Below are 25,719 nucleotides of genomic sequence, written 5' to 3' on the forward strand. Positions count from 1 at the left end.
CAAGTCCGGCAGGGATAAACGCTGAAGGCATCTAAGCGTGAAGCCCCCCTCAAGATGAGATATCCCTCAGAAATGAGTAAGACCCCTTGAAGACTACGAGGTAGATAGGAATGAGGTGTAAGCACAGTAATGTGTTCAGCTGACATTTACTAATCGGTCGAGGGCTTGACCAAAGGTTTTGGATAGGAAAAAGGATGTAAGTTAGGATATAAGAGATGAGGTTTCAGTGTTCGGTTTTGAGGGAATAAATGAAAGAAACGATAGTCTGATGCTATCGTTTTTTTTGTGTAATAATTTCAGATAATGATTCCTTTTTTAAAAATATATGATATAATTAACTAAGAATATAGAAATATATCCACAGGAGCAAAATAATTCAACGGGAAGGTACAGGAGTTAGTATGGATACAAAGATTTTACTTGAAAATGGAACAAATGAATTAGAGATTTTGGAATTTACTTTAGCAGGTAATTCTTACGGAATCAATGTTGCCAAGATCAAAGAGATCATTACCTATCAGCCGGTGACACCGGTTCCTAATTCACATCCCAGTATTGAAGGTATTTTTATGCCTCGGGATACGATGATCACAGCTATTGATCTGAAGAATTGTCTGGGACGCGGAGAGTCGGAGAAAAAGGGACTTTTCATTGTTACTAACTTCAACAAGTTGGATATTGCATTTCATGTGGAATCTGTACTGGGTATTCATAGGGTAAGCTGGAGAGATATCATTAAACCGGATATCACGATTTCTGCAGCCGATGAAAGTGTTGCTACCGGTATTATCAAGAAAAACGACAAGCTGATTATTATTCTTGATTTTGAGAAGATTGTTTCCGATATTAACCCGGAGACAGGACTTAAAATGTCAGAGCTGAATGAACTGGGGGAACGTACCAGAAGCTCTGTTCCCATTCTGATTGCTGAAGATTCTCCCCTGCTGAATAAGTTGATCGTAGACTCTCTGAGAGCGGCAGGCTATGTGAATCTGATCCATACAGAGAATGGTCAGCAGGCATATGATGTTATCACACAGTGCAAGGAAGACGGAACTCTGGATCAGCATGTTCGTTGCATCATTACAGATATTGAGATGCCGGAGATGGATGGACACAGACTGACGAAATTAGTGAAATCAGATGATGCGACTAAGGACATTCCCATTATCATTTTCTCTTCGCTGGTAAATGATGAGATGAAGAAAAAGGGAGAAGCACTGGGGGCAGATGCACAGCTTTCAAAGCCGGAGATCGGCAATCTGGTAAAAATTGTGGATGAACTTGTTGCGGAAAGGCATTTAGACAGATAAAATGTTCAGAAAGGCAAAAGGGCTGGGACTATCCCAGCCTTTTTCTGTAGAATAAAGGAATAAAATGATATGGATAAGAAGGAAAATATAAAAAAAATCTTAGAAAAAATACAGGAAGCAGAATACGTTCTGGTGGGACTTGGACAGTATTTTGATATGCAGTATTTTTTATCCATGCAGGAGGGGTATCGGGAAATAATAGAAAAATTACGGGAAAGTCATGCCCTTTGGATGGAACCCTATGTGGATACATGTTACAGAAAGCAGTTTGCACCTAAATTGGAAGATGAAATGACAAAAGGACTTCAAAATCTGGCGGAAATTTTAGAGAAAAAAAGTTATTTTGTCGTATCTACGTCTACCAATCGCACCTTACGGGAAATTCCCTGGAAAAAACTTCTCATTAAAAAGGAGCGCTATGTAAATCCCTGTGGGGAATGGAGTAAACTACAGTGCCCGGATGGTTGCCCGGAAGGACTTCTGCCTGTGACTGACAATGAAGAGAAAATACTCCGGGACTGGTATCAGAATATGAAAAAAGGAGATTTCAGGATTCCGGATTTGGGAAAGTGTCCAAATTGTGGCAAGGAACTTATTTTGAATAATATCTATGCGGAGCAGTATGACGAAAAGGGATACCTGGAGAATTGGGCAGAATATCATAACTGGCTTCAAAATACATGGAATCATAGACTGGTGATCCTAGAAATCGGTGAGGGTACCAGATTTCCATCCATTATGAAAAATCCTTTTGAAAGAATCGCAATGTTTCAACAAAAGGCAGAGCTCTATCGAATTGATGAGGAGCAAAATCCCATTGCCTGGCTGCTTGCCCTGTGTTAAACTAATCATGTTATGATCATGAGAGAAAACGGAGGAATAACGAATGCCTTCACAAGAAGAGTACCTGGATAATTTATTAAAGGGAATAGGGAATACAGAAGAGGAAGAAAACTCCCGGAAAGAGTCTGAAGAAGGGGTCAAAGATGAGACACTTCTGGATCCTCAAATTGACATGAGCGATATGGATGATCTGTTACAGTCAGCATTAGAGGCACAACAAAGAGATATTCCGGAGACACAACAGTCGCAAAATACACAAAATAGTGAGACGATTCATCCGGAAGAGACCTCTTCCATGTCTGAAGATGAAATAGATAGATTGCTGCAGCAGAGCAGGGAGCAGGCAGGCAGCACAGAACAACAGAAGGAACCGGATACGAACGAGAATGACGATTTGATCAAAATGCTGGAAAACGTAGATGATGAAAGTCTTTCCAATGTGTTGGATCAGATGGCACCGAATACGGAAACAGCAGAAGAGCCGGAAAAGGAGGAGAAACGCGGCAAGCGGAAGAGCTTCTTTGATCGGTTTAAGAAAAAAAAGGCGAAGAATAGTAAGAATTCTGCAGCGGATGAAACGGAATATGAATCATTGTCAGAGGATATGACTGAGCCGGATAGTGGAGAAACGCAGACTACTGCAGATACCCAGAAAATGAAAGATGATGATCTGGAGGCATTATTGCCGGGTGCTTTTCCGCAGACGGAAGATGCGGAGCACACAGAACAGGATAACGACGAAACCGATGTCATGGATATTCTGAAAGCAGCCGGTGCGGATATTGTAGATGATGCTTCACAGAAAGAAGAGAAAAAAGGGTTTTTCTCCAAATTGTTAGATCTTTTTACCGAAGAAGACGAAGAGGACGAGGAAGAGAATCAGCTGCAATTATCGGAAGAAAACAAGCAGATTCTTGACGAAATGGGTAAAGATCAGAAAAAGAAAGGCAAAAAAGAGAAAAAACCTAAAAAAGAAAAAGCAGCGAAAGAGAAGAAACCGAAGAAAGAGAAAAAAAGAAAAGAGAAAAAAGAGAAAAAAGAGAAGATCCCCGAAGTACCCGAGAAAAAACTTTCTCTCAAAAAGGTGATTCCGATTGTCGTTGTATGTATTTCACTGGGAGCGGTGATATTGCTTTTAAGCAGCTTTTTGACGGAGTATATGACAAGACGCAGCGGCAGAAAAGCATATTATGCAGGCGACTATCAGACCTGTTACCAGAACTTTTTCGGAAAAGAACTTGATGAGACGGAACAGGTAATGTACAGTAAATCGGAAAGTATTTTGACAATCCGCATGTGGCTGAGAGAGTATGAAGTATTTGTAAATGAAGGATCAGAACTGGAAGCGTTGGATTCTCTGCTGCAGGCAGTGCATGATTACCCGTCATTGCTGAATTATGCTACGGAGTATAATGCGCAGGATGAGGTTACGGTAGCTTTCCAGGAGATTTTAAATGTTTTGTCACAGAAATATGGACTGAGCCAGGAGGAAGCACAGGAAATTACAGATATTTCCAATAATGTGGAATATACGCAGAGAGTGATGACAGTTCTGCAGAAGCTTGGTCTGGAATCCTGGGATATGCCTCAGATCGTAGAGGATGCAACACCTTCAAATGATGGAGAGGAAGCCGCAGAACTGCCGGATCCTCTTCCGGAGGAAAAGGAGATACAACAATGATCGCAATTATTGACTACGATGCCGGCAATATCAAGAGCGTGGAGAAAGCTTTGGCATATCTGGGCGAAGAGGTAAGAATCACAAGAGACAGAGAAGAGATTCTGGCCTCGGACGGTGTGATCCTGCCGGGAGTCGGGGCATTTGGTGATGCTATGGAAAAGTTACATACTTACGGACTGGTAGATGTTATCCGGGAAGTGGTCCGGAGACAAATTCCTTTTTTGGGAATCTGTCTGGGACTGCAGCTGATGTTTGAAAGCAGTGAGGAGACACCGGGAGTAGAAGGACTGCATTTACTGGACGGTACGATTCGCAGAATTCCGGCGGCACCCGGATTAAAGATTCCTCATATTGGCTGGAATGATCTTACTTTTCCAAATAAGGGCAGACTTTTCCGGGGCATTGAAGAACATTCGTATGTGTATTTTGTACACTCATTTTATCTGGAGGCCGCTGATTCCTCTATCGTTACGGCGACGACGGAATATGGAACACGGATTCATGCATCTGTGGAAAAAGATAACATTTTTGCCTGTCAGTTCCATCCGGAGAAAAGCTCTCGGATCGGTCTTAAAATTTTGCAGAATTTTGTAGATATTACGAAAGAATATCGGGACCAACATACGCAGGGAGGACAATAATATGCATACAAAGAGAGTAATTCCCTGTCTGGATGTCAAAGACGGCAGAGTAGTAAAAGGCGTTAATTTTGTGAATTTCCGGGATGCCGGCGATCCGTCCGAAGTGGCTGCGGCATATGATGCGGCCGGTGCGGATGAAGTCGTATTTTTGGATATTACGGCATCGGCTGACAGCAGAGCGACACAGCTGGAATGGGTTCGTAAGGTGGCAAGTAAGGTGTTTATCCCTTTTACGGTCGGTGGTGGCATTCGTACAGTAGATGATTTTAAAGCAATCCTCAGAGAAGGCGCTGACAAGATTTCTGTGAATTCCGCAGCTATCATGAATCCGAGACTGATCAGTGATGCAGCAGAGAAATTTGGCAGTCAGTGTGTGGTTGTGGCAATCGATGCGAAAAAAAGAGCAGACGGCAGCGGTTGGAATATTTATAAAAACGGCGGCCGGGTGGATATGGGCATGGATGCCGTGGAATGGGCGAGAACCGCAGAGAAGATGGGGGCGGGAGAAATATTGCTTACCAGTATGGACGGAGACGGCACCAAGGAGGGTTATGACCTGGCACTTACCAGAGTTGTGGCAGAGAGCGTGAGTATTCCGGTAATTGCCTCCGGTGGTGCTGGACAGCTGTCTCATTTCTATGATGCCCTGACCGAAGGAAAAGCGGAGGCAGTTCTTGCAGCATCTTTGTTCCACTATAAGGAACTTGAGATTCGACAGGTGAAGGAATATCTGCGTGAAAGAGGAATCAGTGTCCGTCTCTAGGGACGACAGGGAGGATTTGACGATGGCAATGATTACAAACGACTGGCTGACAGCGTTGGGAGGAGAATTTCATAAGCCATATTACAGACAGCTTTTTGAATTCGTTAAGGACGAATATAATACGACAGTGGTATTCCCACCGGCGGATGATATTTTCAATGCTTTTCATCTGACACCGTTAAGCAAGGTGAAGGTAGTGATTCTTGGGCAGGACCCTTATCATAACGTGGGACAGGCGCACGGACTTTGTTTTTCCGTGAAACCGGATGTCGATATTCCCCCTTCCCTGGTCAATATTTACCAGGAACTCCATGATGATCTTGGATGTTATATTCCTAATAACGGTTATCTGGTTAAATGGGCTGAACAGGGAGTACTGATGCTGAATACGGTACTTACCGTCAGAGCGCATATGGCCAATTCTCATCATGGGAAAGGCTGGGAAGAGTTCACCGATGCAGCCATCCGGGCTTTGAATGCACAGGACCGCCCAATCGTATTTATTCTGTGGGGGAGACCGGCACAGATGAAAAAAAGCATGCTGAATAACCCTAATCATTTAATTCTGGAAGCACCACATCCCAGTCCGTTATCTGCGTACCGCGGATTCTTTGGCAGCAGACCTTTCAGCAAGACGAATAATTTCCTGAAAGAACATGGCGTAGACCCCATCGACTGGCAGATCGAAAACGTGTAAATTGAGAGTTACGAGCCATGCAAAGTCAAAACAGAAACAGCGATCTGGGAGCTTGCTCACAAGTCGCTGTTTTTGTTTTTGACTTTATACTGTGCGTCCAACGGACACACTCGACAGCCGTCAATGAAATAAATGTGGAGCGCCTTTTGCGACACATTTATGAATTGGGGGCATGGCTCGTAACGTAGGGACCGTAAAATCCACGCAGAAAGGACTACCCGCCCCGGACTCGGATGCTAGCTACAACTGTGGATTTTCTAAAGGATAGTGGCCAAGTGTTTCTCGTCACTTTTCGTAGAAAATTCACATCCGGAGACCTTACATCGAGACATGTGTATCGCATGCTCCGGGAGTTCGTGGATTTTGCCAATGTATTCAACTAACTCTCAAGTCAATTCATAATTGCGTGCCTCCTGCATATACATATAACACCAATGGCAGGAGGTATTTTTTATGGACTATGCAGTGAATACATACGATCTGTATCGGGATATACAACAAAGAACGGGAGGAGAGATCTACATAGGGGTATTGGGACCGGTGCGGACGGGAAAATCCACGTTCATCAAACGTTTTATGGATGAAATGGTGCTGCCCTATATGGAGGATGAACATGCCAGAATGCGGGCACAGGATGAACTTCCCCAGAGTGCCGGAGGAAAGACTATTACAACTACGGAACCGAAGTTCATTCCCAGCGAGGCGGCAAAGGTGAGATTAAATGATGATATCGAGGTGTCAGTACGGCTGATTGACTGTGTGGGTTATATGATCGATGGTGCGGCGGGACATATGGAAGAAGATGCGGAGCGCATGGTGAAGACGCCCTGGTCGGAAGAAGAGATTCCATTTACCCAGGCGGCGGAGATCGGCACGGATAAGGTCATGCGGGATCACTCCACAATTGGTCTGGTGATCACTACGGACGGAAGTATCGGAGAACTCCCCAGAAGCAATTATCTCGGAGCAGAAGAAAAGACGATCCTGGCACTGAAAAAGTCCGGAAAGCCATTCTTAGTGCTGGTTAACAGTCAGAAACCTTATTCAGAGGAGACCAGACAGGTAGCGGAAGAGATCGGCAGCAAATACGATGTTTCTGTAATGCCGGTGAACTGCGAACAGTTAAAAAAAGAAGACATACACCGGATCTTGGAGAAAATTTTATATGAATTCCCGCTGACAGCGGTAGAGTTCTATTTCCCCAAATGGATGGATATGCTTCCCATAGACCATGCTGTAAAACAGGACCTGTTAAAGCAGATTCGGGAGTTGATGAATCATTATGACAAAATCCGGGATGTGGCGGAACAGCCGGTGCAGCTGCAGGGGGATTATGTAAGAAGCTGTAAAATGGATCCAATCCAGCTGTGGAGCGGGATCGTTCAGATACAGGTAGGAATCGATGACAGATATTATTACGAAATGTTGTCCGGAATGCTGGAGGAAGATGTGGAAGATGAGTACCAGTTGTTACATAAATTAAAAGAGCTGGCAGGGATGAAAAAAGAATATACCAAGGTGCGGGATGCATTGACCATGGTGAAGATCAAGGGCTATGGTGTGGTGACTCCGGACAGAGAAGACATTGCGCTGGAAAAGCCGGAACTGATCCGCCACGGCAATAAATTCGGTGTCAGGATCAAGGCAAGCAGCCCATCCATACATATGATCCGCGCCAATATTGAGACGGAGATTGCTCCCATTGTAGGCACTGAACAGCAGGCACAGGATCTGATCCGTTTTATCGATCAGGCGGAAGCGGAACAGGGCATCTGGGAGACTAACATCTTCGGTAAGACGGTGGAACAACTGGTGGATGACGGCATTACCACGAAAGTTGCTTCTATTGGCGAAGAGAGCCAGTTAAAGCTTCAGGATACCATGCAGAAGATCGTAAACGACAGTAATGGTGGAATGGTTTGTATTATTATCTAATAGTTCAGACATCATCTGCATATCAGACAAATCATGCTTGCATGAATTTGACTGATTGACAGATGATGGGCTGAGCGCCGGCTAATGAGTAAAACAGCTGCGAAAGCAGTGATAAGGACGTTAGTCCGGTTTTACGAATGGCGCGGGCTGAACGGAATAGTTTCCATTGCTTTTTTCCCATTCCTTTTGTATAATACCTTTGTTGACTTTGCTTTATTTTTCGGGAAAACAGGAAGAATATTTGCTAAATTGCATGAAAATACAGTAAAACGGAGGACATAGATGAATCAGGTATATACAAAATTACAAAACTGCTATGAATGTGTGAGAAAACAGACAGATTTCGTACCTAAGGTGGCAATCGTCTTAGGCTCGGGCTTAGGTGATTATGCGGAGCAGATCCGTGTGGTGACGGAGATCCCTTATGCCAAGATCGAGGGATTCCCTGTCTCCACCGTACCGGGACATGCCGGTAAATTTATCTTTGGTTATCTCGATGAGATCCCAGTGGTATGTATGAAGGGAAGAGTGCATTATTACGAAGGTTATGATGTGACGGATGTGGTACTTCCCACCAGGCTGATGAAGCTATTAGGTGCCAAGATCCTGTTCCTGACCAATGCGGCAGGCGGCGTGAACACTTCTTTTCATGCCGGTGATCTGATGCTGATCAGAGATCACATTTCCGTATTTGCACCCAATCCCCTGATCGGTGCCAATATCGACAAGCTGGGACTGCGTTTTCCGGATATGAGCCATGTCTATGACAAGGATTTACAGCAGATCATCCGAGAAACCGCGAAAGAGAACGACATCTATCTGCAGGAGGGTATTTATACCCAGTTGACCGGACCTTCTTTTGAATCTCCGGCAGAGATCCGCATGCTCCGGGCACTTGGATGTGATGCGGTAGGTATGAGTACTGTAGTGGAGGCGATTGCAGCCAATCACATGGGAATGCGTATCTGCGGCATTTCCTGTATCAGCAATCTGGCGGCCGGAATGACGGATCAGCCCCTGAACCATGAAGAAGTGCAGGAAGCTGCGGATATGGCGGCACCCAGATTCAAGAAGCTGGTAACGGAATCCGTGAAGAGATTTGTATAGACAGGCAAAAGGAGATAAGGATGAACTTGATCTCAGAGACAGAAGAAACAGAACTGGTGAGACTGGCATTAGAAGCCAGAAAGCTGGCTTATGCTCCTTATTCCGGCTATACAGTGGGAGCAGCACTGCTTGCTGTGGACGGACACAGATATCTGGGCGGCAATATTGAAAATGCTTCCTACGGAGCCACCAACTGTGCGGAGCGCACTGCCTTTTTCAAGGCTGTCAGTGAAGGAGAGCGGACGTTTACCGCTATCGCCATTGCCGGTGGAACCGTAGGAGAGGATCCCGTGGAATATGCCTATCCCTGTGGTATCTGCAGACAGGTGATGCAGGAATTTTGCACGGATGATTTTGTGATCTATGTGGTAAAAAACGAACAGGATTATCAAAGCTACACATTAAAAGAATTACTTCCCTATGGATTTGGAGGAGATGCGATCAGATGAATATCAGATTATACAATGCACGAATTCTTACCATGGAGCCCGGCAGAGAAGTCTTCTATGGTGAAATATGGGTTAAAAATGACAAGATAGCCTATGTGGCGGAACAAAAAGAATTAGCGGAGGAATGGGACAGATCCCAGTTTCCGAGAATTGCCTGGGATATTGAACTGGACTGCAAGGGAAATCTTCTGATGCCGGGATTTAAAAATGCGCACACCCATTCCGGCATGACATTCTTACGTTCCATGGCGGATGACATGCCCTTAGACCAGTGGCTGAACAAGCAGGTATTCCCATTAGAGGCAAAACTGACCGGAGAGGATATCTATGACCTGACCAGACTGGCGGTATTGGAATATCTGACTTCCGGTGTGACATCTATTTTTGATATGTATCTGACTCCGGATACCATTGCGGAAGCCTGCCTGGATACGGGCATGCGCTGTGTACTGGTATCGGGACTGAACAATTTCAGCTCTTCCCCGAAGCAGGTAGAAGAAGAGTTCTTAAAATGGAATAAGAAGAATTCCCTGATCAGTTACCAGCTTGGTTTCCACGCGGAATATACCTGTTCCAAAGAACTGCTCTGGAAAGTGTCGGAAATGGCACATCATTACCGGACACCGGTATATGCCCATATCTCCGAGACAGAGAAGGAAGTGGAAGAGTGTAAGGCACGCTACGGCATGACACCGCCCATGTTCTTAGACTCTCTGGGAATGTTCGACTACGGCGGAGGCGGTTTCCATTGTGTCCATGTGACGGATCAGGATCTGGATGTCTTCCGCAGACATCGTATGTATGTGATCACGAACCCCGGATCCAATACGAAGTTAGCCAGTGGTATTGCACCTATTGCCGATTATGTGCGTCATAAGATCCCGGTGGCGATCGGAACCGACGGACCTGCCAGCAACAACTGTCTGGATATGTTCCGTGAGATGTTCTTAGTTACCGGATTAAGCAAGCTGTTAGAGAAGGATGCTGCCAGCATGGATGCCATGGAAGTATTGAAGATGGCAACGGTGAACGGTGCTAAGGCAATGCGACTGAACCGGGCAGATGTTCTGGCGAAGGGCAAATACGCAGACCTTATCATGATCGATCTGCATCAGCCTAACATGCAGCCCATCCATAATATTCCAAAGAATCTGGTCTACAGTGGCAGCAAATCTAACGTCTGCATGACTATGATCGGCGGTAAGATCCTATACCGTAACGGAGAGTTCAACGTAGGAGAGGATCCGGAGCGCATTTACGCCAAGTGCGAAAAAATCGTAAAAAGACTGTTGACTGAGTAAGCAAAGAACTCAGAAGACATAGAAACGGAGTTCCCCGTGCGGCTCCCAGAATACTTAGGAGGGAAAAGATGTTAGAAAAAATCTTCAAACTGAAGGAAAACAACACCACGGCAAAAACAGAGATCATTGCCGGACTGACCACATTCATGACCATGGCTTATATTATAGCCCTGAATCCGAACCTGCTGACTGGTTTTGGCAAGGATACCATGCCGGAACTTTGGAACGGTGTTTTCCTGGCAACTTGTATTGCATCCGCAATCGGTACCATCGTAATGGCATTTCTGGCAAATAAGCCGTTTGCCATGGCACCCGGAATGGGACTGAACAGTTTTTTTGCAGTTGTAGTAACCAATATCGTAGCCCTGACCGGAATGACCTATGTAGCATCCTTCCAGTCGGCTCTGTGCATTGTACTGATCGAAGGTATCGTGTTCCTGGTTCTCTCCGTACTGAACATTCGTGAGAAGATCGTGGATGCCATTCCTCTGGGCGTGCGCCTCGGTATTGCACCTGCCATCGGTCTGATGCTGTTAAACATCGGTGTAGGCTCCAATGCAGGTATCTATTCCGAGAACGGCGGACCTTTCTATGCTATGAGAGACTTCTTCGGTGCACTGACACCTTCACTGGCTAAGACAAATATGGGTTCTGGCTATTCCGCAATGGTTCTGTCCGTTGTCACCATGTTCGTAGGTCTGTTTGCTATTGTTGTTCTGGCACAGAGAGGTGTTAAGGGTGCTGTATTACTGGGCATGCTGATCTCCAGCATCATCTACTGGGCAGGAGAGGCTATCTTCCTGGGAACCAATCCCTTTGCTTCTCTGGCAACCGCATCCTTCGTACCTGCTTTCGGAGATATGGCTTCCACCACACTGTTTAAGTTTGACTTCCGGGGATTTGCAGAGATTGGCTGGTTTACCGCCATCACTCTGATCATTACCTTCTGTATCATTGATATGTTCGATACCATCGGTACTCTGGTAGGAACCGCAAGCCGTGCGGGAATGCTGGATAAAAATGGCAAAATGCCGAATATGAAGCAGGCACTTTTATCTGATGCAGTAGGTACAGTAGCAGGTTCCTTAACCGGTACTTCCACAGTTACCACCTTTGTAGAGTCTGCATCCGGTGTAGAAGCAGGCGGTCGTACCGGCCTGACTGCACTGACTACCGGTATCATGTTCCTGGCATGTATCTTTATTGCACCCATCGCCGGAATCATTCCTGCGGCAGCTACCTCTTCCGCACTGATCTATGTGGGTGTACTTATGGTAGCAGGTCTTAAGAATGTAGATTTCGATGACATCTGCCAGTCACTTCCCGTGGCTCTGATGATGATCGCTATGCCGATCTCCGGATCCATCGGACATGCCATCGGCCTTGGGCTGATCACCTATACTGTGATCAAGGTATTTACCGGTAAGGCAAAGGATGTTTCTGTACTTACCTATGTATTATCACTGATCTTCCTGTTAAAGTTCTTTATTGTCGCATAAAGAATTTTGATATAATAAGAAATAGAAAAAAAGGTCAGAATATGGGGCGGGCACTGCACGGGTGGTGCCTGCCTTCTTATATCCGGAAAAGTGAGAAATAATATGGAGTTTGTTGTATTTACAGGTGTATTGCTTTTTATATTTTTATTCATGATCGTACAGGAACTTATGCAGGCAAAAAAAGAGGAAAAAATGTTCCGGAACTCTCTTTTGGAAAATTACGGAAAAGAACCGCCGAAGGAATATTCGCTGGAGAGATTTGCAAGGCTTGACAGTTATCTGGAACGACATAAGGAAGAGAAACAGTTAGATGATATCACATGGAACGATCTGGGAATGGATGAGGTATTCTGCCGGATCGACCGGACATTGTCAGCGGCAGGAGAGGAATACCTGTATTTTACCCTCCGGAATATCTTCTGCGGGAAGGAAAAGCTGGACCATTTGGAGGAAGTGACCGGATGGTTTTTGGAGCAGGATGATACCAGGATCCGGGTACAACTGTTACTGAAAAAATTGGGGCATCTCGGGAAATACTCTCTCTATGATTATCTGGATAATCTCGACTATCTGGGAGAGCGTAACAATCGGAAGATATTGCTTTTAAATCTTCTGTATCTGCTGTTTGCCTCACTTTTATTCGTGCAGCCGGCGGTAGGGATCCTTGGGATCGTGGTGTGTATGCTGGGACATATATTGACATACTTTCGTGAGAAAAAAGTGATCGAACCGTATATTACAAGCTTCGCCTATGTGCTTCGCATGATCGATGTTTGTGAGGAACTGGGCAGACAGAAGATCCCGGTGTATAAAAAAGAATTGGAGGATTTAAACGAGGCGCTGAAAAGCCTGCGGGAATTAAAACGGGGTTCCTTTTGGGTAATGGCAGGAAATCAGGGGAAGATCGGCGGGAATCCGTTAGATATTATAGCGGATTATCTGCGGATGATATTGCATCTGGATATCTGGCAGTTTAATCTCATGCTTCGGAAATTAAGACTAAAGACCAATGAGGTGGACAGATTGTTAGGGATCACCGGTTATCTGGATATGGCAATCTCGGTGGGAGGCTTCCGCAGGTCTTTAGAGGGTTACTGTATTCCGCAGCTGGAAGAAAATGCGAATAAGGTGTATCTGCATATGGAAGGCGGATGGCATCCGCTGCTTACGCATCCTGTGAAAAACAGTATCCGGGCAGACAGAGGTGTGCTGCTTACTGGCTCTAATGCCTCCGGAAAATCCACATTTTTAAAAATGGTGGCAGTAAATGCCGTTCTGGCACAGACGATTCATACCTGTACAGCGGAAAGCTATCACGCTCCGGTATTTCGGATCTTTTCTTCCATGGCGCTGCGGGATAGTATACAGAACGGCGAGAGCTACTATATTGTGGAGATCAGGTCCCTTAAAAGGATCCTGGATGCAGCACAGACAGAGACGGCTCCGGTGCTTAGTTTCGTGGATGAGGTTCTGCGGGGGACCAATACCGTGGAACGTATTGCCGCAGCTACGCAGATATTGATACATTTGTCTGAAAGCGGAGTGCTTTGTTTTACTGCGACCCACGATATTGAAATGACGGAACTATTGAAAGACTGTTATGACAATTATCATTTTGAGGAAGTGATCCGGGACGGCGACATCAGTTTCCCTTATGAACTGTTACCTGGGAGGGCAGGCACTAGAAATGCGATCCGGTTGCTGGCTCTCATGGGATACGACAAAGAGATCACGGAGAGAGCTGCGACGCAGGCGGAAGACTTTATACAGACAGGAAAATGGTCGGTGCAGACTCTTTTGGGGAATACTTGACGTTTGCGCCATATCGTTGGTATACTTCATTTAATAGAACCTCACGAAAAGACATTAGGAAAGCATAATAAGGCATAAAGGAGAAAAAATATGGCAGTCAGCTTTTTGAATTCATTTTTATCTTATCTGGTGGTATTGATAGTGATCGCGGCAGTAGGCGCTGTTGCTATTACCCTTGGAATTACTCTTCGCAAGAAGAAAAATAAAAAAGAGGGAATGCAACAGGAAAAGGAGTCCGCTGACGGAGAATAAGGGTTATGGCAAAATCGTCAGGACAGAAATTAAAGCTTTTATATCTGATAAAAATGCTGCAGGAGAACACGGACGAGAATCATCCAATGAGTACTCCGGATATTATAAAATACCTGGAGAATCAGGGAATCCATGCGGAACGGAAGAGCATTTACAGTGACATGGAGAGTCTTGCGGACTTCGGTTACGATGTGGTACAGGTGCAGAGCAGGCTGGGAGGCGGTTATTACCTCGGCAGTAGAGAGTTTGAACTCCCGGAATTAAAGCTGTTGGTGGACGCCGTACAGTCCTCCCGCTTCATTACCACGAAAAAATCCAGAGATCTGATCCGGAAGCTGGAGCAGATCGCCGGGAAAAACGATGCCGGCAAGCTACAGCGTCAGGTCTATGTTGCAGGCAGGATCAAGACGGAGAATGAGAGCATCTATTATAATATCGATGCCATTCATCGTGCCATTCAGGAGAACAGGCAGATCACTTTCGTGTATCTGGACTGGAACCTGCAAAAGGAACTGGTGCCCAGACCCGGTGGGGATAAGTGCGTCAGCCCCTGGGCCCTGATCTGGCGGGATGAAAATTATTATCTGGCAGCCTATGACAGTGAGGCCAAAGTTATCAAGCATTACCGGGTGGACAAAATGGGGCAGGTGGAAGTGACGGTAAGTCCCAGAGAAGGGGTAAAACAGTTCTCACAGATCGACGTGACCTCCTATACGAACCAGACCTTCGGCATGTTTGCAGGGGAGGAGAGCGTGGTAACCATGGAGTTCCCGAAGCACCTCATCGGTGTGGTACTGGACCGGTTCGGCAGAGAGGTGGATATCCGCCCTATGTCCGATACCATTTTCCGGGTGCGTGCGAAGGTGGCCGTCAGCGGACAGTTCTTCGGATGGCTTGCGGGAATCGGACCGGATGCCAGGATCGCAGCGCCGGAAGCAGTACAGAAGCGTTATGTACAGTGGCTTTCGGATATTTTGCGGGAACAGTCGGGAACTGCAGATTAAAAATTTATCCAAAATTTCATCCCCTTTTTTGTATAGTTTTCTAAAGGATCCCTCGTTGACAAGGCAGGGATTCTTTTTTATACTGATAGATAGCACCCACAATATATTGCTATCTGATACAGACAAACACCATATATGGTATTTGCAAACGCTATCGTAAGTAAGGGGAATACAGCAGAATCCGGGCGTTTTCCGGACATTATCGTATGAAGGGAAGAGAAAGATGAGCAGCAATTTTGAACATGACCATGAAGAAAATGAAGATTATGGCAAACAGTTCAGACCGGACAGGGAGATCTATGTCGTAAAAAAGGACGGGAGCAAGGAGCTTTTTAATGTACAGAAGGTAATCAGTGCAGTAGGCAAAAGTGCATACCGCGCCCTGACGAAATTCACCAAAGAAGAAAAAGAGCAGATCTGCCAGTATGTGGTAGACAAGGTAAACGAACTGGAAATGGATGAAGTTCCCATTCCCATTATGCACAATATTGTGGAAAGTGCCTTAGAGCAGGTGAAGCCGATCGTCGCAAAAAGCTATCGCGATTATCGTAATTATAAGCAGGATTTCGTACGGATGCTGGATGATGTCTATAAAAAGAGTCAGTCCATCATGTACATCGGAGATAAGGAAAATGCCAACACGGATTCCGCTCTGGTATCTACCAAGCGTAGTCTGATCTTTAATCAGCTGAATAAGGAACTGTATCAGAAATTTTTCCTGACCACGGAAGAAATCCAGGCATGTCGTGACGGTTATATTTATGTACATGATATGTCTGCCAGAAGAGATACCATGAACTGCTGCCTGTTTGATGTGCAGAATGTCCTGACGGGCGGCTTTGAGATGGGCAACATCTGGTATAATGAGCCGAAGACTCTGGATGTGGCATTTGATGTTATCGGCGATATCGTCTTAAGCGCTGCCAGCCAGCAGTACGGCGGATTCACCGTACCCAGCGTGGATCTGATCTTAGAGCCATACGCCGAGAAATCCTATAATAGAGCCCTGGCAAAATACGAGAGACTGGGAGTAGCCGCAGATGTGGCGGAGAGAGAAGCGCTTGCGGATGTGAAGAAAGAATTCGAACAGGGATTCCAGGGATGGGAATATAAGTTTAACACCGTGGCAAGCAGCCGTGGCGATTATCCTTTTATTACCGTGACTGCTGGAACCGGCACCGGTAAATTTGCAAAAATGGCTACGATTACCATGCTGGAAGTCCGCAGAAAGGGACAGGGCAAAAAGGATCATAAAAAGCCCGTTCTGTTCCCGAAGATCGTATTTTTATATGATGAGAATCTACACGGTCCCGGTAAGCCGCTGGAAGATGTATTTGAAGCCGGCGTGGAATGCTCTGCCAAGACCATGTATCCCGACTGGCTGAGTCTGACCGGTAAAGGCTATGTGGCAAGCATGTACAAACAGTATGGAAAGATCGTATCTCCCATGGGATGCAGGGCTTTTCTGTCTCCCTGGTATGAGAGAGGCGGCATGCATCCCGCAGACGATAAGGATCAGCCGGTGTTCGTGGGCAGATTCAATATCGGTGCGGTATCCCTGCATCTGCCCATGATCCTGGCAAAAGCGAGAAAAGAGAGCAGAGACTTCTACGAAGTGCTGGATTACTATCTGGAACTGATCCGTCAGCTCCATATCCGTACCTATGCTTATCTGGGTGAGATGCGTGCATCCACCAACCCGCTGGCATATTGTGAGGGCGGTTTCTTGGGCGGACATCTGAAGCTGACAGACAAGATCAAACCGTTACTGAAATCTGCAACGGCAAGTTTTGGTATTACAGCGCTGAATGAACTGCAGGAACTCTACAACGGCAAGTCCCTGGTAGAGGATGGGGCCTTTGCTGTGGAAGTACTGGAGCATATCAATCAGAAAATTTCAGAATATAAGGAAGAGGACGGCAACCTGTACGCCATCTACGGAACTCCCGCAGAGAATCTGTGCGGTCTGCAGGTAAAGCAGTTCCGTAAAAAGTATGGTATTATTGAGGGTGTATCCGACAGAGAATATGTCAGCAACAGCTTCCACTGTCATGTGACAGAGGATATTTCCCCTATTCAGAAACAGGATCTGGAGAACCGTTTCTGGGATCTGAGCAACGGCGGTAAAATCCAGTATGTAAAATATCCGATTGATTATAATACCGAGGCAATCAAGACACTGATCCACAGAGCTATGGACATGGGCTTCTATGAAGGCGTTAATCTGTCGCTGGCATATTGCGATGACTGCGGACATCAGGAACTGGAAATGGATGTATGTCCTGTCTGCGGCAGCCGCAATCTGACCAAGATCGACCGTATGAATGGCTATCTGTCTTACTCCAGAGTACACGGAGATACGAGACTGAATGATGCCAAGATGGCGGAGATCGCAGAGCGTAAGAGTATGTAGAGACAGGATGGACAGATAAATGAGATATCATAATATAACCAGGGACGATATGCTGAACGGAGATGGTCTGCGGGTCGTACTGTGGGTAGCAGGATGTAACCATTGCTGCAGAGAATGTCAGAATCCCATTACATGGGATCCTGATGGAGGACTTTTATTTGATGAGGCTGCGAAACAGGAGATTTTTGAGCAGCTGGAGAAGCCATATATTTCCGGAATCACATTTTCCGGCGGAGATCCCATGCATCCCGTGAACCGCGCTGATGTGAGAGAACTGATGCAGGAGATCAGAGAAAAATACCCCACGAAGACAATCTGGATGTATACCGGAGACAGCTGGGAGGACATCTACGATCTGCCGATCATGCAATATGTGGATGTCGTGGTGGACGGAGAGTTCCATGTAGAAGAAAAAGATGTAAAGCTTCTGTGGAAGGGCAGTAAGAACCAGAGGGTGATCGATGTGAAGAAGACACTTGCCGGAGAACATCCGGAAGATGCAGTACTGCACTGCGGAGATTATAAGTAAAGGAAAGATTAACCATGCATAGAATTGCTAAATTTCATTTTGTGAGTCCTGCACAGTTTATGACTGCCATGCAGGAGGAATATCCGCAGTATACGGAGGAACAGATCAAGGAAATGTACGAGGCTCTGAAGCTTCCGAAGAGAGCTACGAAGGGAAGCGCCGGATATGATTTCTTTGCCCCGTTTACTTTTAAACTGACACCCGGAGAGACTATTAAGATCCCGACCGGTATCCGGGCGGAGATGCAGGAAGACTGGGTACTGCAGATCTACCCCAGAAGCGGACTGGGCTTTAAATACAGACTGCAGATGAACAATACGGTTGGCATCATTGACAGCGATTATTTCTTTTCGGACAATGAAGGTCATATTTTCATGAAGATCACCAATGATTCTAACGAGGGCAAGACAGTGGAGATTCCTGCGGGAACCGGATTTGCCCAGGGAATTTTCATGCAGTACGGTATCACAGAGGACGATGATGCGGAAGGTATTCGCAACGGTGGCTTCGGAAGTACTACAAAATAATTCATAAGAGTAAAATCCCCCGAATGGGACATGATGAAGTTGTGATATGTACCCAAAGGGGGACTTTTTATGCCACAGAACATGCAGTATGTCGATAGACGGATGTAACTTAGTTATGAGAATATTAAATGTGACAAAATGTATCACTTTTGTTGGCAAAATTGAAAAGGTTGCCTGTCAATGATATAATGGCGCAAAAGAAGAGCCATAAAATTTATAATATCAGGAGGCAATCAATGTTTAAAATCGTTACAGATAGTACAGCAGATCTCCCCGCAGAATATCTGCAAGAACATGACCTTGGATGTATAAATCTCAGTTATATTATGGATGGTGTGACTTACGGGCAGGGACAGGAACTTCCCGAGAAAGAGTTCTATGCACTGATGAGAAACGGCAAAATGCCCACCACTTCCCAGGTGAATCCGGAGGAAGCAAAGAATCATTTCCTGAAATATTTAAAGGAGAACAAAGAGATCCTGTGTATCGCCTTTTCTTCCGGATTGAGCGGTACCTATAACAGTATGCGTGTAGCAGCGGAAGAGATTATGGAGGAACAGCCGGATTGCAGGATCATTGTCATTGACAGCCTGTGTGCTTCTTTGGGAGAGGGACTGTTAGTGTATAAGGCAGTTACCTTAAGAGACCAGGGTAAGTCCTTGGAAGAAGTGGCAGAGTGGGTAAAAAATAATCGTCTGCATCTGGTGCATGTATTTACCGTGGATGATCTGTATCATCTCTATCGCGGGGGTCGTGTCAGCAGGGCGACAGCAGTCGTGGGAACATTAGCAGGTATTAAACCCAAGCTCCATGTGGATGATGAAGGACATCTGATTGTCATCGGCAAGGTGAGAGGACGGAAAAAATCCCTGCATGCATTGGTGGATTATATGGAAGAGAAAATGGGTTCTTACCGTGATCAGAATGATATTGTGTTCATCAGCCACGGGGATGATCTTCCGGCGGCGGAACTGGTAAGAGACCTGGTGAAGGAGCGGTTCGGAATCGACAGCTTCCTGATCAATTATGTCGGACCTACCATTGGATCCCATTCCGGTCCCGGAACACTGGCGCTGTTTTTCATGGGAGAGGAACGGTAAATTGAAAATTAGTTGAATACATTGGCAAAATCCACGAACTCCCGGAGCATGCGATACACATGTCTCGATGTAAGGTCTCCGGATGTGAATTTTCTACGAAAAGTGATGAGTAGTTCTCGTCATGACGGGGCCGCCTACAGTCGACATCCATGTCGACAATCGGCTGACGCGGACATCGTGTCCGCTTTCCCCCTGTCTTTCAGCACTTTTCTAGAAAATATCAACATCCTCCGACAAACATCTTCGACATGGCACCGCATACTCCGGGAGTTCTGCGTTTTGAAAAGCTTTCAAAAACCAGTAGCCCTGGCTGGGTATAAGAATAAGCAGTGCCGTAAGCAGACGTCGGTACCATAGCGTCCTAAGGGACGCATTGCGGTCGTATTGTGACCGCTTATGTACCGCTACGCTCTGCGACAGAGCGCGAGCGTGCCGCGTTTCTTATGCCCTGCCAAGGGCTACGGGATTATTTCACTAACTCTCAAGTTACTGACATCTTTTCTCAATAATCATTTCCCCTATTGACAAAACAAGAATTCCCTACTATAGTGTTCCTGTAAAGAACTACTAATGGAGGGCTCATGGAAGAAGCGGCAATCATAGAACATATTACTCTGTTTGGACTGAGCAGGCAGGAAGCTGCAATATACCTGTGTCTTCTGAAAAATGAGGAATTAACAGGATATGAAGTGGCGAAGCTGACCGGAATATCCAGGTCCAATGTGTATAACGGACTGGCATCTCTGGTGGAGCATGGTGCTGCTTACGTGATGGAAGGGACATCTTCCAAATATCTGGCAGTGGCACTCCCAGAATTTTGTGATAACAGGGTCCGGTATCTGATGAAAGTAAAGGAGCGACTGGTGGCCGACGGCCCGAAAAAGTCTCTCCCCCGGGAAGGGTACATAACCATTGAAGGATATGAGCACATCTGTGATAAAATCCGGCATATGATTCTCGGAGCGGAAATGCGGATTTATTTTTCCGCAACAGGAGCTTTTTTGGAAGAATGGACAGAGGAAATCCGGGAACTGGTGAAGGCAGGGAAAAAAGTAGTCCTGATCTCAGAGGATAATAAAGAACTTTTTTCTAAAGACGAAGAATTACGTGACGGTATCATACAATACCGTGTACCGGAGCATTTCAGAGAGCCGGAGGAAGAGGAACAGCGGTCAGATCAAATCCGTCTTATTATAGATTCCGAGTATATTCTTACCGGTACGGTGACCGGGAAGAGTGATGATGCCTGTCTCTACAGCGGTCAGAAGAATTTTGTCAGAGTTTTCAAGGACGCCATGCGCAACGAGATCGCCCTGATCAGAATTGCCCGGAATGAATAAAGCTTACAACACTTTTTCTATTGTGGAAGAATGGAAATGGTGTTTCCATATGCAAATAATTTATAAAAAGAAAGGGATAGAAAATGAGTATCAGAGTTGCAATTTTAGGTTATGGTAATTTAGGAAGAGGAATGGAATGTGCGGTAAAGCAGAACGATGACATGGAGCTGGTGGCAGTATTCACCAGAAGAGATCCTGCTACAGTGAAGACATTAACAGATGTAAAGGTATACAATGTAGATCAGTTACTGTCCATGCAGGACCAGATCGATGTACTGGTACTGTGCGGAGGTTCCGCAACCGATCTGCCGAAGCAGACCGCAGAGTATGCAAAGTATTTTAATGTGGTGGACAGCTTTGATACCCATGCGAAGATTCCCGAGCATTTTGCACAGGTAGATACTGCTGCTAAGGAAGGCGGCAAGGTAGCTATGATCTCCGTAGGCTGGGATCCCGGTATGTTTTCTCTGAACAGACTGTATGCCAATGCCATTTTAAGAGACGGCAGTGACTATACTTTTTGGGGGAAGGGTGTCAGCCAGGGACATTCCGACGCTATCCGCCGTATCCCCGGGGTTAAGGACGCCAAGCAGTACACCATTCCTGTAGAAGCCGCATTGGAAGCTGTCAGGAATTGTGAAAATCCGGTATTGACCACCAGACAGAAGCACACCAGAGAGTGTTTTGTGGTAGCAGAAGAGGGCGCAGACAAGGCACAGATTGAAGAGCAGATCAAGACTATGCCTAACTATTTTGCAGACTATGATACCACGGTACATTTCATCACAGAGGAAGAGCTGCAGAGAGATCATGCAGGGATTCCTCATGGCGGATTCGTATTGCGTACCGGCAAGACTGGCTTAAACGGTGAGCATGATCATGTGATCGAATACAGCTTAAAGCTGGATTCTAATCCGGAATTTACTTCCTGTGTACTGACTGCTTATGCAAGAGCAGCCTATCGTATGAACCAGGAAGGTCAGAATGGCTGCAAGACCGTATTTGATGTTGCTCCCGCATACTTAAGTACTCTGACTCCGGAAGAGATGAGAAGTACTTTATTGTAATAAATATAGACTTAGAGGAGATACTTATGGAAAAAAAGGCATTTGTTACCAAAGAAATGATCGAAAAGATCGTAGAAAAATATCCCACACCGTTTCATATCTATGATGAAAAGGGAATTCGTGAGAATGCAAAAGCACTGAAAGAGGCATTTGCATGGAATAAGGGGTACAAGGAGTTTTTTGCAGTGAAGGCGACTCCCAACCCGTTCCTGATCAATATTTTGAGAGAATATGGCTGCGGATGTGACTGCTCCTCTCTGACAGAGCTGATGCTGAGCAATGCCATGGGTGTAAAGGGAGAGGACATTATGTTCTCATCCAACGATACTCCGGCCCATGAATTTGAATATGCGGCAAAAATCGGTGCTACCATTAATCTCGACGACATCACCCATATCGATTTTCTGGAGAAGACCATCGGTTATCTGCCCAAGACCTTAAGCTGCCGTTACAATCCCGGCGGATATTTTTCTATCAGTAATAACATCATGGATAATCCGGGAGATGCCAAGTACGGCTTTACCACGGAGCAGATGTTCGAGGGATATAAGATCCTGAAGGCAAAGGGTGTGGAGAATTTCGGTATTCATTCCTTCCTTGCCAGCAATACGGTAACAAATGACTATTATCCCACACTGGCGAGAGAACTGTTCGAATTGGCAGTGAAGCTGAAAGAAGAGACCGGCGCGCATATCACCTTCATCAATCTGTCCGGTGGTATCGGAATTCCATATCGTCCGGATCAGGAGCCTAACGATATCCGGGCCATCGGCGAAGGCGTGCGCAAGGTATACGAGGAGGTTCTGGTACCTGCCGGTATGGGTGATGTTGCAATTTATACGGAGCTTGGCCGCTACATGATGGCACCTTACGGACATCTTGTAACCCAGGTCATCCATGAGAAGCACACACACAAGGAATACATCGGTGTGGATGCCTGCGCTGTGAACCTGATGCGTCCTGCCATGTACGGTGCGTACCATCACATCACCGTACTGGGCAAGGAGAACGAACCCTGCGACCATAAGTATGACGTGACCGGTTCTTTGTGTGAGAACAACGACAAATTTGCCATTGACCGGATGCTGCCGAAGATTGACATCGGTGACTATATCGCAATTCACGATACCGGCGCACATGGGTTTGCTATGGGATATAACTACAATGGTAAGTTGAAGTCTGCGGAACTTCTGTTAAAAGAAGATGGCAGTGTGGAAATGATCCGCCGTGCTGAGACACCGAGAGATTATTTCGCAACGTTTGACTGCTTCGATATTTATAACAAGATTGACTTTGACGCATAACTTTTACCCATAGGAGGGCGATATCCCGGAATGCGAATGGACATTGCAATTTCGGAAGTGCAGAGTACGAAGTAATCGTTTATGCATAGTATATACAGGAGGATACGAAGCAATGAGATATCCGAAAAATATACAGCAGGGAGGGACCATCGGATTCGTGGCCCCTTCTTTTGGCTGTCAGATAGAACCTTATTACAGTGCCTTTGGTAATGCACAGAAAAAGTTCCGTGAAATGGGTTACCAATTACAACTGGGTCCCAACTGCTATGCGGGAGAGGGGATCGGTATCAGTAATACGCCGGAAAAATGCGGTCAGGAACTGACCGAGTATTATTGTAGCAGAGAAAACGACTGTCTGATCTCCTGCGGAGGCGGCGAACTGATGTGTGAGACTATGAGTCATGTGGATTTTGAACGCCTGAAGGCGGCAGAACCCAAGTGGTATCTGGGATATTCCGACAATACTAACATGACCTATCTGCTGGCAACCATCTGTGACACGGCATCTGTTTATGGACCCTGCGCAGCGGCATTCGGTATGGAACCCTGGCATTTGTCGTTAACGGATGCATTCGGCCTGCTGAAGGGAGAGACGAAGGAAGTACACGGTTACGACAAGTGGGAAAAGGAATCTCTGAAAAACGAGGAACATCCGCTATTACCCTACAACACGACAGAAACCAGAGTATTGAAAAGCTTTTTGGGCAGACAGGCAGCAGGAGCCGGACAGAAAATTCAGTTTTCCGGAAGACTTTTAGGTGGATGCATGGATTGTCTGGTGAATTTATTGGGCACCCGGTTTGATAAAACAGGAGCTTTTCTGGAAAAATATAAAGAGGACGGAATCATCTGGTTCTTAGAAGCCTGTGATCTGAATGTTTTTGCAATCCGCAGAGCGATGTGGCAGATGGAGGAAGCCGGGTGGTTCCGGTATGTCAAAGGCTTCCTGATCGGCAGACCCTTGTGTTTTGGACAGGAGATGATGGGACTGGATCAGTATCAGGCGATCCTCTCTGTAGCTGGTGAGAAGAATGTTCCTGTGATCATGGATGCGGATCTGGGACATCTGGCACCGATGATGCCTATTGTGACAGGAAGCCTTGCGAAAGTAAGAGTATGTGACAATGACATTACCATCCGTTATGACTACCGGTAAAAACGTATAAATTCTCATAAACGGTATAGAAATCAAAAGGCTCATCCTGGGAGGGAGAGCCTTTTTGCAGTGTGCGCGACAGGGTCACGCTCTATTCATCGAAAACAATATTAGCAGCCGAAATTAAAGTAGCTGCAAAATGCATTCAACCACTGAGAACAGTTAATGAATCTGAAACACATACTTTCTTCCTCCTTTTCCTGTTGCATGGTGTCCGGTTACGGCTGTGTTAGCTAAGCACAAATGAATTGTAACAATTTTGTAATAATTCATCCATAGGAGATGATTGGCAATAAAATGGAAAAGCAGGAAATGGGATTCGAGTATAAAAAGGGAAAAAGAAAGCGCAGAACCTTAAGCTCTGCGCCTACTGCCGGCAATGGGACTTGAACCCATACGGTGTTGCCACCAACAGATTTTGAGTCTGCCTCGTCTGCCATTCCGACACGCCGGCTAATCAAACACTCACAACGGAATTCATCTTAACATAGATTGAAAAGCTTGACAAGAGTTTTTTTCCCAAATATGGATACTATTTTTCTAGTCTTTTTCCACAAGATGTTGTATAGTAAATGTGTATGGGTATAGGGGAATACGACCTATAGTGATGGAAGCAAACAGGGTGGAAGCATGAATTGCAAAGAATTTGAAAAAAATATTCCTGAATTTATAGCCGGGAAACTTGATTTCCTGACGTTACAGGAGTTTGGAGAACATATGCAGGAATGTCCCGGATGTAAGGAAGAACTGGTGATTCAGTTCCTGGTGACGGAAGGTATGCAGCGTCTGGAAGACGGTGATGCTTTTGACCTGCAGAGAGAACTGGAGATTCGCCTGACGGAGGCAAAGCGCAAGGTGAAGATTCATATGTCTTTTTTGAAGGCAGGAGCCGTACTGGAAGTGATTACGGTGATTTTTCTCCTGGGATTTCTAGGATGGATCATCTCGTAGCATGTAATTGTATGTAATAGCAGAAACAGGATAGG

Annotated in this window: 23 protein-coding genes, 1 tRNA gene and 1 rRNA gene; 24 read left to right on the forward strand and 1 reads right to left on the reverse strand. The window is 45.8% G+C overall.

Going from position 1 to position 25,719, the window contains the following annotated elements; genetic code table 11:
• The 23 genes from FYJ59_RS12585 to FYJ59_RS12695 form a co-directional block, all read left to right on the forward strand.
• A 23S ribosomal RNA gene (locus FYJ59_RS12585) occupies positions 1–173 on the forward strand; the annotation flags it as partial.
• Between the two features lie 228 nt (positions 174–401).
• Entirely contained in the window at positions 402–1,313 is a 912-nt protein-coding gene (locus FYJ59_RS12590; protein ID WP_154498076.1) for a chemotaxis protein, read from the forward strand.
• Between the two features lie 69 nt (positions 1,314–1,382).
• Positions 1,383–2,156: a hypothetical protein gene (locus FYJ59_RS12595; RefSeq protein ID WP_154498079.1), complete on the forward strand. Its 774-nt coding sequence runs from the start codon at positions 1,383–1,385 to the stop codon at positions 2,154–2,156.
• A gap of 43 nt (positions 2,157–2,199) precedes the next feature.
• Complete coding sequence (locus FYJ59_RS12600; RefSeq protein WP_154498082.1) at positions 2,200–3,837, forward strand: hypothetical protein; 1,638 nt, start codon at positions 2,200–2,202, stop codon at positions 3,835–3,837.
• Positions 3,834–4,478: an imidazole glycerol phosphate synthase subunit HisH gene (gene hisH, locus FYJ59_RS12605; protein ID WP_154498087.1), complete on the forward strand. Its 645-nt coding sequence runs from the start codon at positions 3,834–3,836 to the stop codon at positions 4,476–4,478. Before FYJ59_RS12600 ends, hisH begins: the two co-directional genes overlap by 4 nt.
• Before the next feature lies 1 nt (position 4,479).
• Positions 4,480–5,241 (forward strand): imidazole glycerol phosphate synthase subunit HisF, encoded by a 762-nt coding sequence (hisF, locus tag FYJ59_RS12610; protein WP_154498099.1) that lies wholly within the window; start codon positions 4,480–4,482, stop codon positions 5,239–5,241.
• 22 nt (positions 5,242–5,263) lie between these two features.
• The gene (locus FYJ59_RS12615) at positions 5,264–5,938 is read left to right on the forward strand and encodes a uracil-DNA glycosylase (RefSeq protein WP_022153519.1); all 675 of its coding nucleotides are present in this window, start codon (positions 5,264–5,266) and stop codon (positions 5,936–5,938) included.
• Between the two features lie 465 nt (positions 5,939–6,403).
• Positions 6,404–7,873, forward strand: a complete 1,470-nt coding sequence (spoIVA, locus tag FYJ59_RS12620) for a stage IV sporulation protein A (protein ID WP_328597244.1) — start codon at positions 6,404–6,406, stop codon at positions 7,871–7,873.
• A gap of 282 nt (positions 7,874–8,155) precedes the next feature.
• Positions 8,156–8,980 carry a purine-nucleoside phosphorylase gene (locus FYJ59_RS12625; protein WP_154498126.1) on the forward strand — a complete coding sequence of 275 codons (825 nt, stop codon included), beginning with the start codon at positions 8,156–8,158 and terminating at the stop codon, positions 8,978–8,980.
• Positions 8,981–9,000: 20 nt separating this feature from the next.
• Positions 9,001–9,429 (forward strand): cytidine deaminase, encoded by a 429-nt coding sequence (gene cdd / locus FYJ59_RS12630; protein ID WP_118547199.1) that lies wholly within the window; start codon positions 9,001–9,003, stop codon positions 9,427–9,429.
• Complete coding sequence (locus FYJ59_RS12635) at positions 9,426–10,730, forward strand: amidohydrolase (RefSeq protein ID WP_022152938.1); 1,305 nt, start codon at positions 9,426–9,428, stop codon at positions 10,728–10,730. Before cdd ends, FYJ59_RS12635 begins: the two co-directional genes overlap by 4 nt.
• Positions 10,731–10,798: 68 nt before the next feature.
• Positions 10,799–12,229 (forward strand): NCS2 family permease, encoded by a 1,431-nt coding sequence (locus FYJ59_RS12640; RefSeq protein WP_154498131.1) that lies wholly within the window; start codon positions 10,799–10,801, stop codon positions 12,227–12,229.
• Positions 12,230–12,331: 102 nt separating this feature from the next.
• Positions 12,332–14,041 (forward strand): MutS-related protein, encoded by a 1,710-nt coding sequence (locus FYJ59_RS12645; RefSeq protein ID WP_022152940.1) that lies wholly within the window; start codon positions 12,332–12,334, stop codon positions 14,039–14,041.
• A 90-nt stretch (positions 14,042–14,131) separates the two neighbouring features.
• Positions 14,132–14,293, forward strand: a complete 162-nt coding sequence (locus FYJ59_RS12650) for a hypothetical protein (protein WP_154498134.1) — start codon at positions 14,132–14,134, stop codon at positions 14,291–14,293.
• 5 nt (positions 14,294–14,298) lie between these two features.
• On the forward strand, positions 14,299–15,297 hold the full coding sequence (locus tag FYJ59_RS12655; RefSeq protein WP_154498137.1) for a helix-turn-helix transcriptional regulator: 999 nt from the start codon (positions 14,299–14,301) through the stop codon (positions 15,295–15,297).
• Between the two features lie 223 nt (positions 15,298–15,520).
• Positions 15,521–17,710 carry an anaerobic ribonucleoside-triphosphate reductase gene (nrdD, locus tag FYJ59_RS12660; RefSeq protein WP_154498140.1) on the forward strand — a complete coding sequence of 730 codons (2,190 nt, stop codon included), beginning with the start codon at positions 15,521–15,523 and terminating at the stop codon, positions 17,708–17,710.
• Between the two features lie 19 nt (positions 17,711–17,729).
• On the forward strand, positions 17,730–18,239 hold the full coding sequence (nrdG, locus tag FYJ59_RS12665) for an anaerobic ribonucleoside-triphosphate reductase activating protein (protein ID WP_154498144.1): 510 nt from the start codon (positions 17,730–17,732) through the stop codon (positions 18,237–18,239).
• Between the two features lie 14 nt (positions 18,240–18,253).
• Positions 18,254–18,766 carry a dCTP deaminase/dUTPase family protein gene (locus tag FYJ59_RS12670; RefSeq protein WP_154498147.1) on the forward strand — a complete coding sequence of 171 codons (513 nt, stop codon included), beginning with the start codon at positions 18,254–18,256 and terminating at the stop codon, positions 18,764–18,766.
• Between the two features lie 236 nt (positions 18,767–19,002).
• Entirely contained in the window at positions 19,003–19,866 is an 864-nt protein-coding gene (locus FYJ59_RS12675; RefSeq protein ID WP_154498150.1) for a DegV family protein, read from the forward strand.
• A 581-nt stretch (positions 19,867–20,447) separates the two neighbouring features.
• A complete protein-coding gene (locus tag FYJ59_RS12680; RefSeq protein ID WP_154498156.1) occupies positions 20,448–21,206 on the forward strand; it encodes a TrmB family transcriptional regulator in 759 nt (252 codons plus the stop codon).
• Between the two features lie 83 nt (positions 21,207–21,289).
• Positions 21,290–22,273, forward strand: a complete 984-nt coding sequence (locus FYJ59_RS12685) for a diaminopimelate dehydrogenase (protein WP_154498159.1) — start codon at positions 21,290–21,292, stop codon at positions 22,271–22,273.
• Positions 22,274–22,299: 26 nt separating this feature from the next.
• On the forward strand, positions 22,300–23,577 hold the full coding sequence (locus FYJ59_RS12690; RefSeq protein ID WP_022153980.1) for a diaminopimelate decarboxylase: 1,278 nt from the start codon (positions 22,300–22,302) through the stop codon (positions 23,575–23,577).
• Between the two features lie 112 nt (positions 23,578–23,689).
• A complete protein-coding gene (locus tag FYJ59_RS12695) occupies positions 23,690–24,733 on the forward strand; it encodes a S66 family peptidase (protein ID WP_154498162.1) in 1,044 nt (347 codons plus the stop codon).
• Positions 24,734–25,104: 371 nt separating this feature from the next.
• Here the strand turns inward: FYJ59_RS12695 and FYJ59_RS12700 are convergent.
• A tRNA-Leu gene (locus tag FYJ59_RS12700) sits at positions 25,105–25,187 on the reverse strand.
• 176 nt (positions 25,188–25,363) lie between these two features.
• Here FYJ59_RS12700 and FYJ59_RS12705 point away from each other — a divergent pair.
• The gene (locus FYJ59_RS12705; RefSeq protein WP_022153982.1) at positions 25,364–25,684 is read left to right on the forward strand and encodes an anti-sigma factor family protein; all 321 of its coding nucleotides are present in this window, start codon (positions 25,364–25,366) and stop codon (positions 25,682–25,684) included.
• The last annotated feature ends 35 nt before the right edge of the window (positions 25,685–25,719 follow it).

The organism is Waltera intestinalis (genome assembly GCF_009695995.1).
Classification (GTDB): domain Bacteria; phylum Bacillota; class Clostridia; order Lachnospirales; family Lachnospiraceae; genus Acetatifactor; species Acetatifactor intestinalis.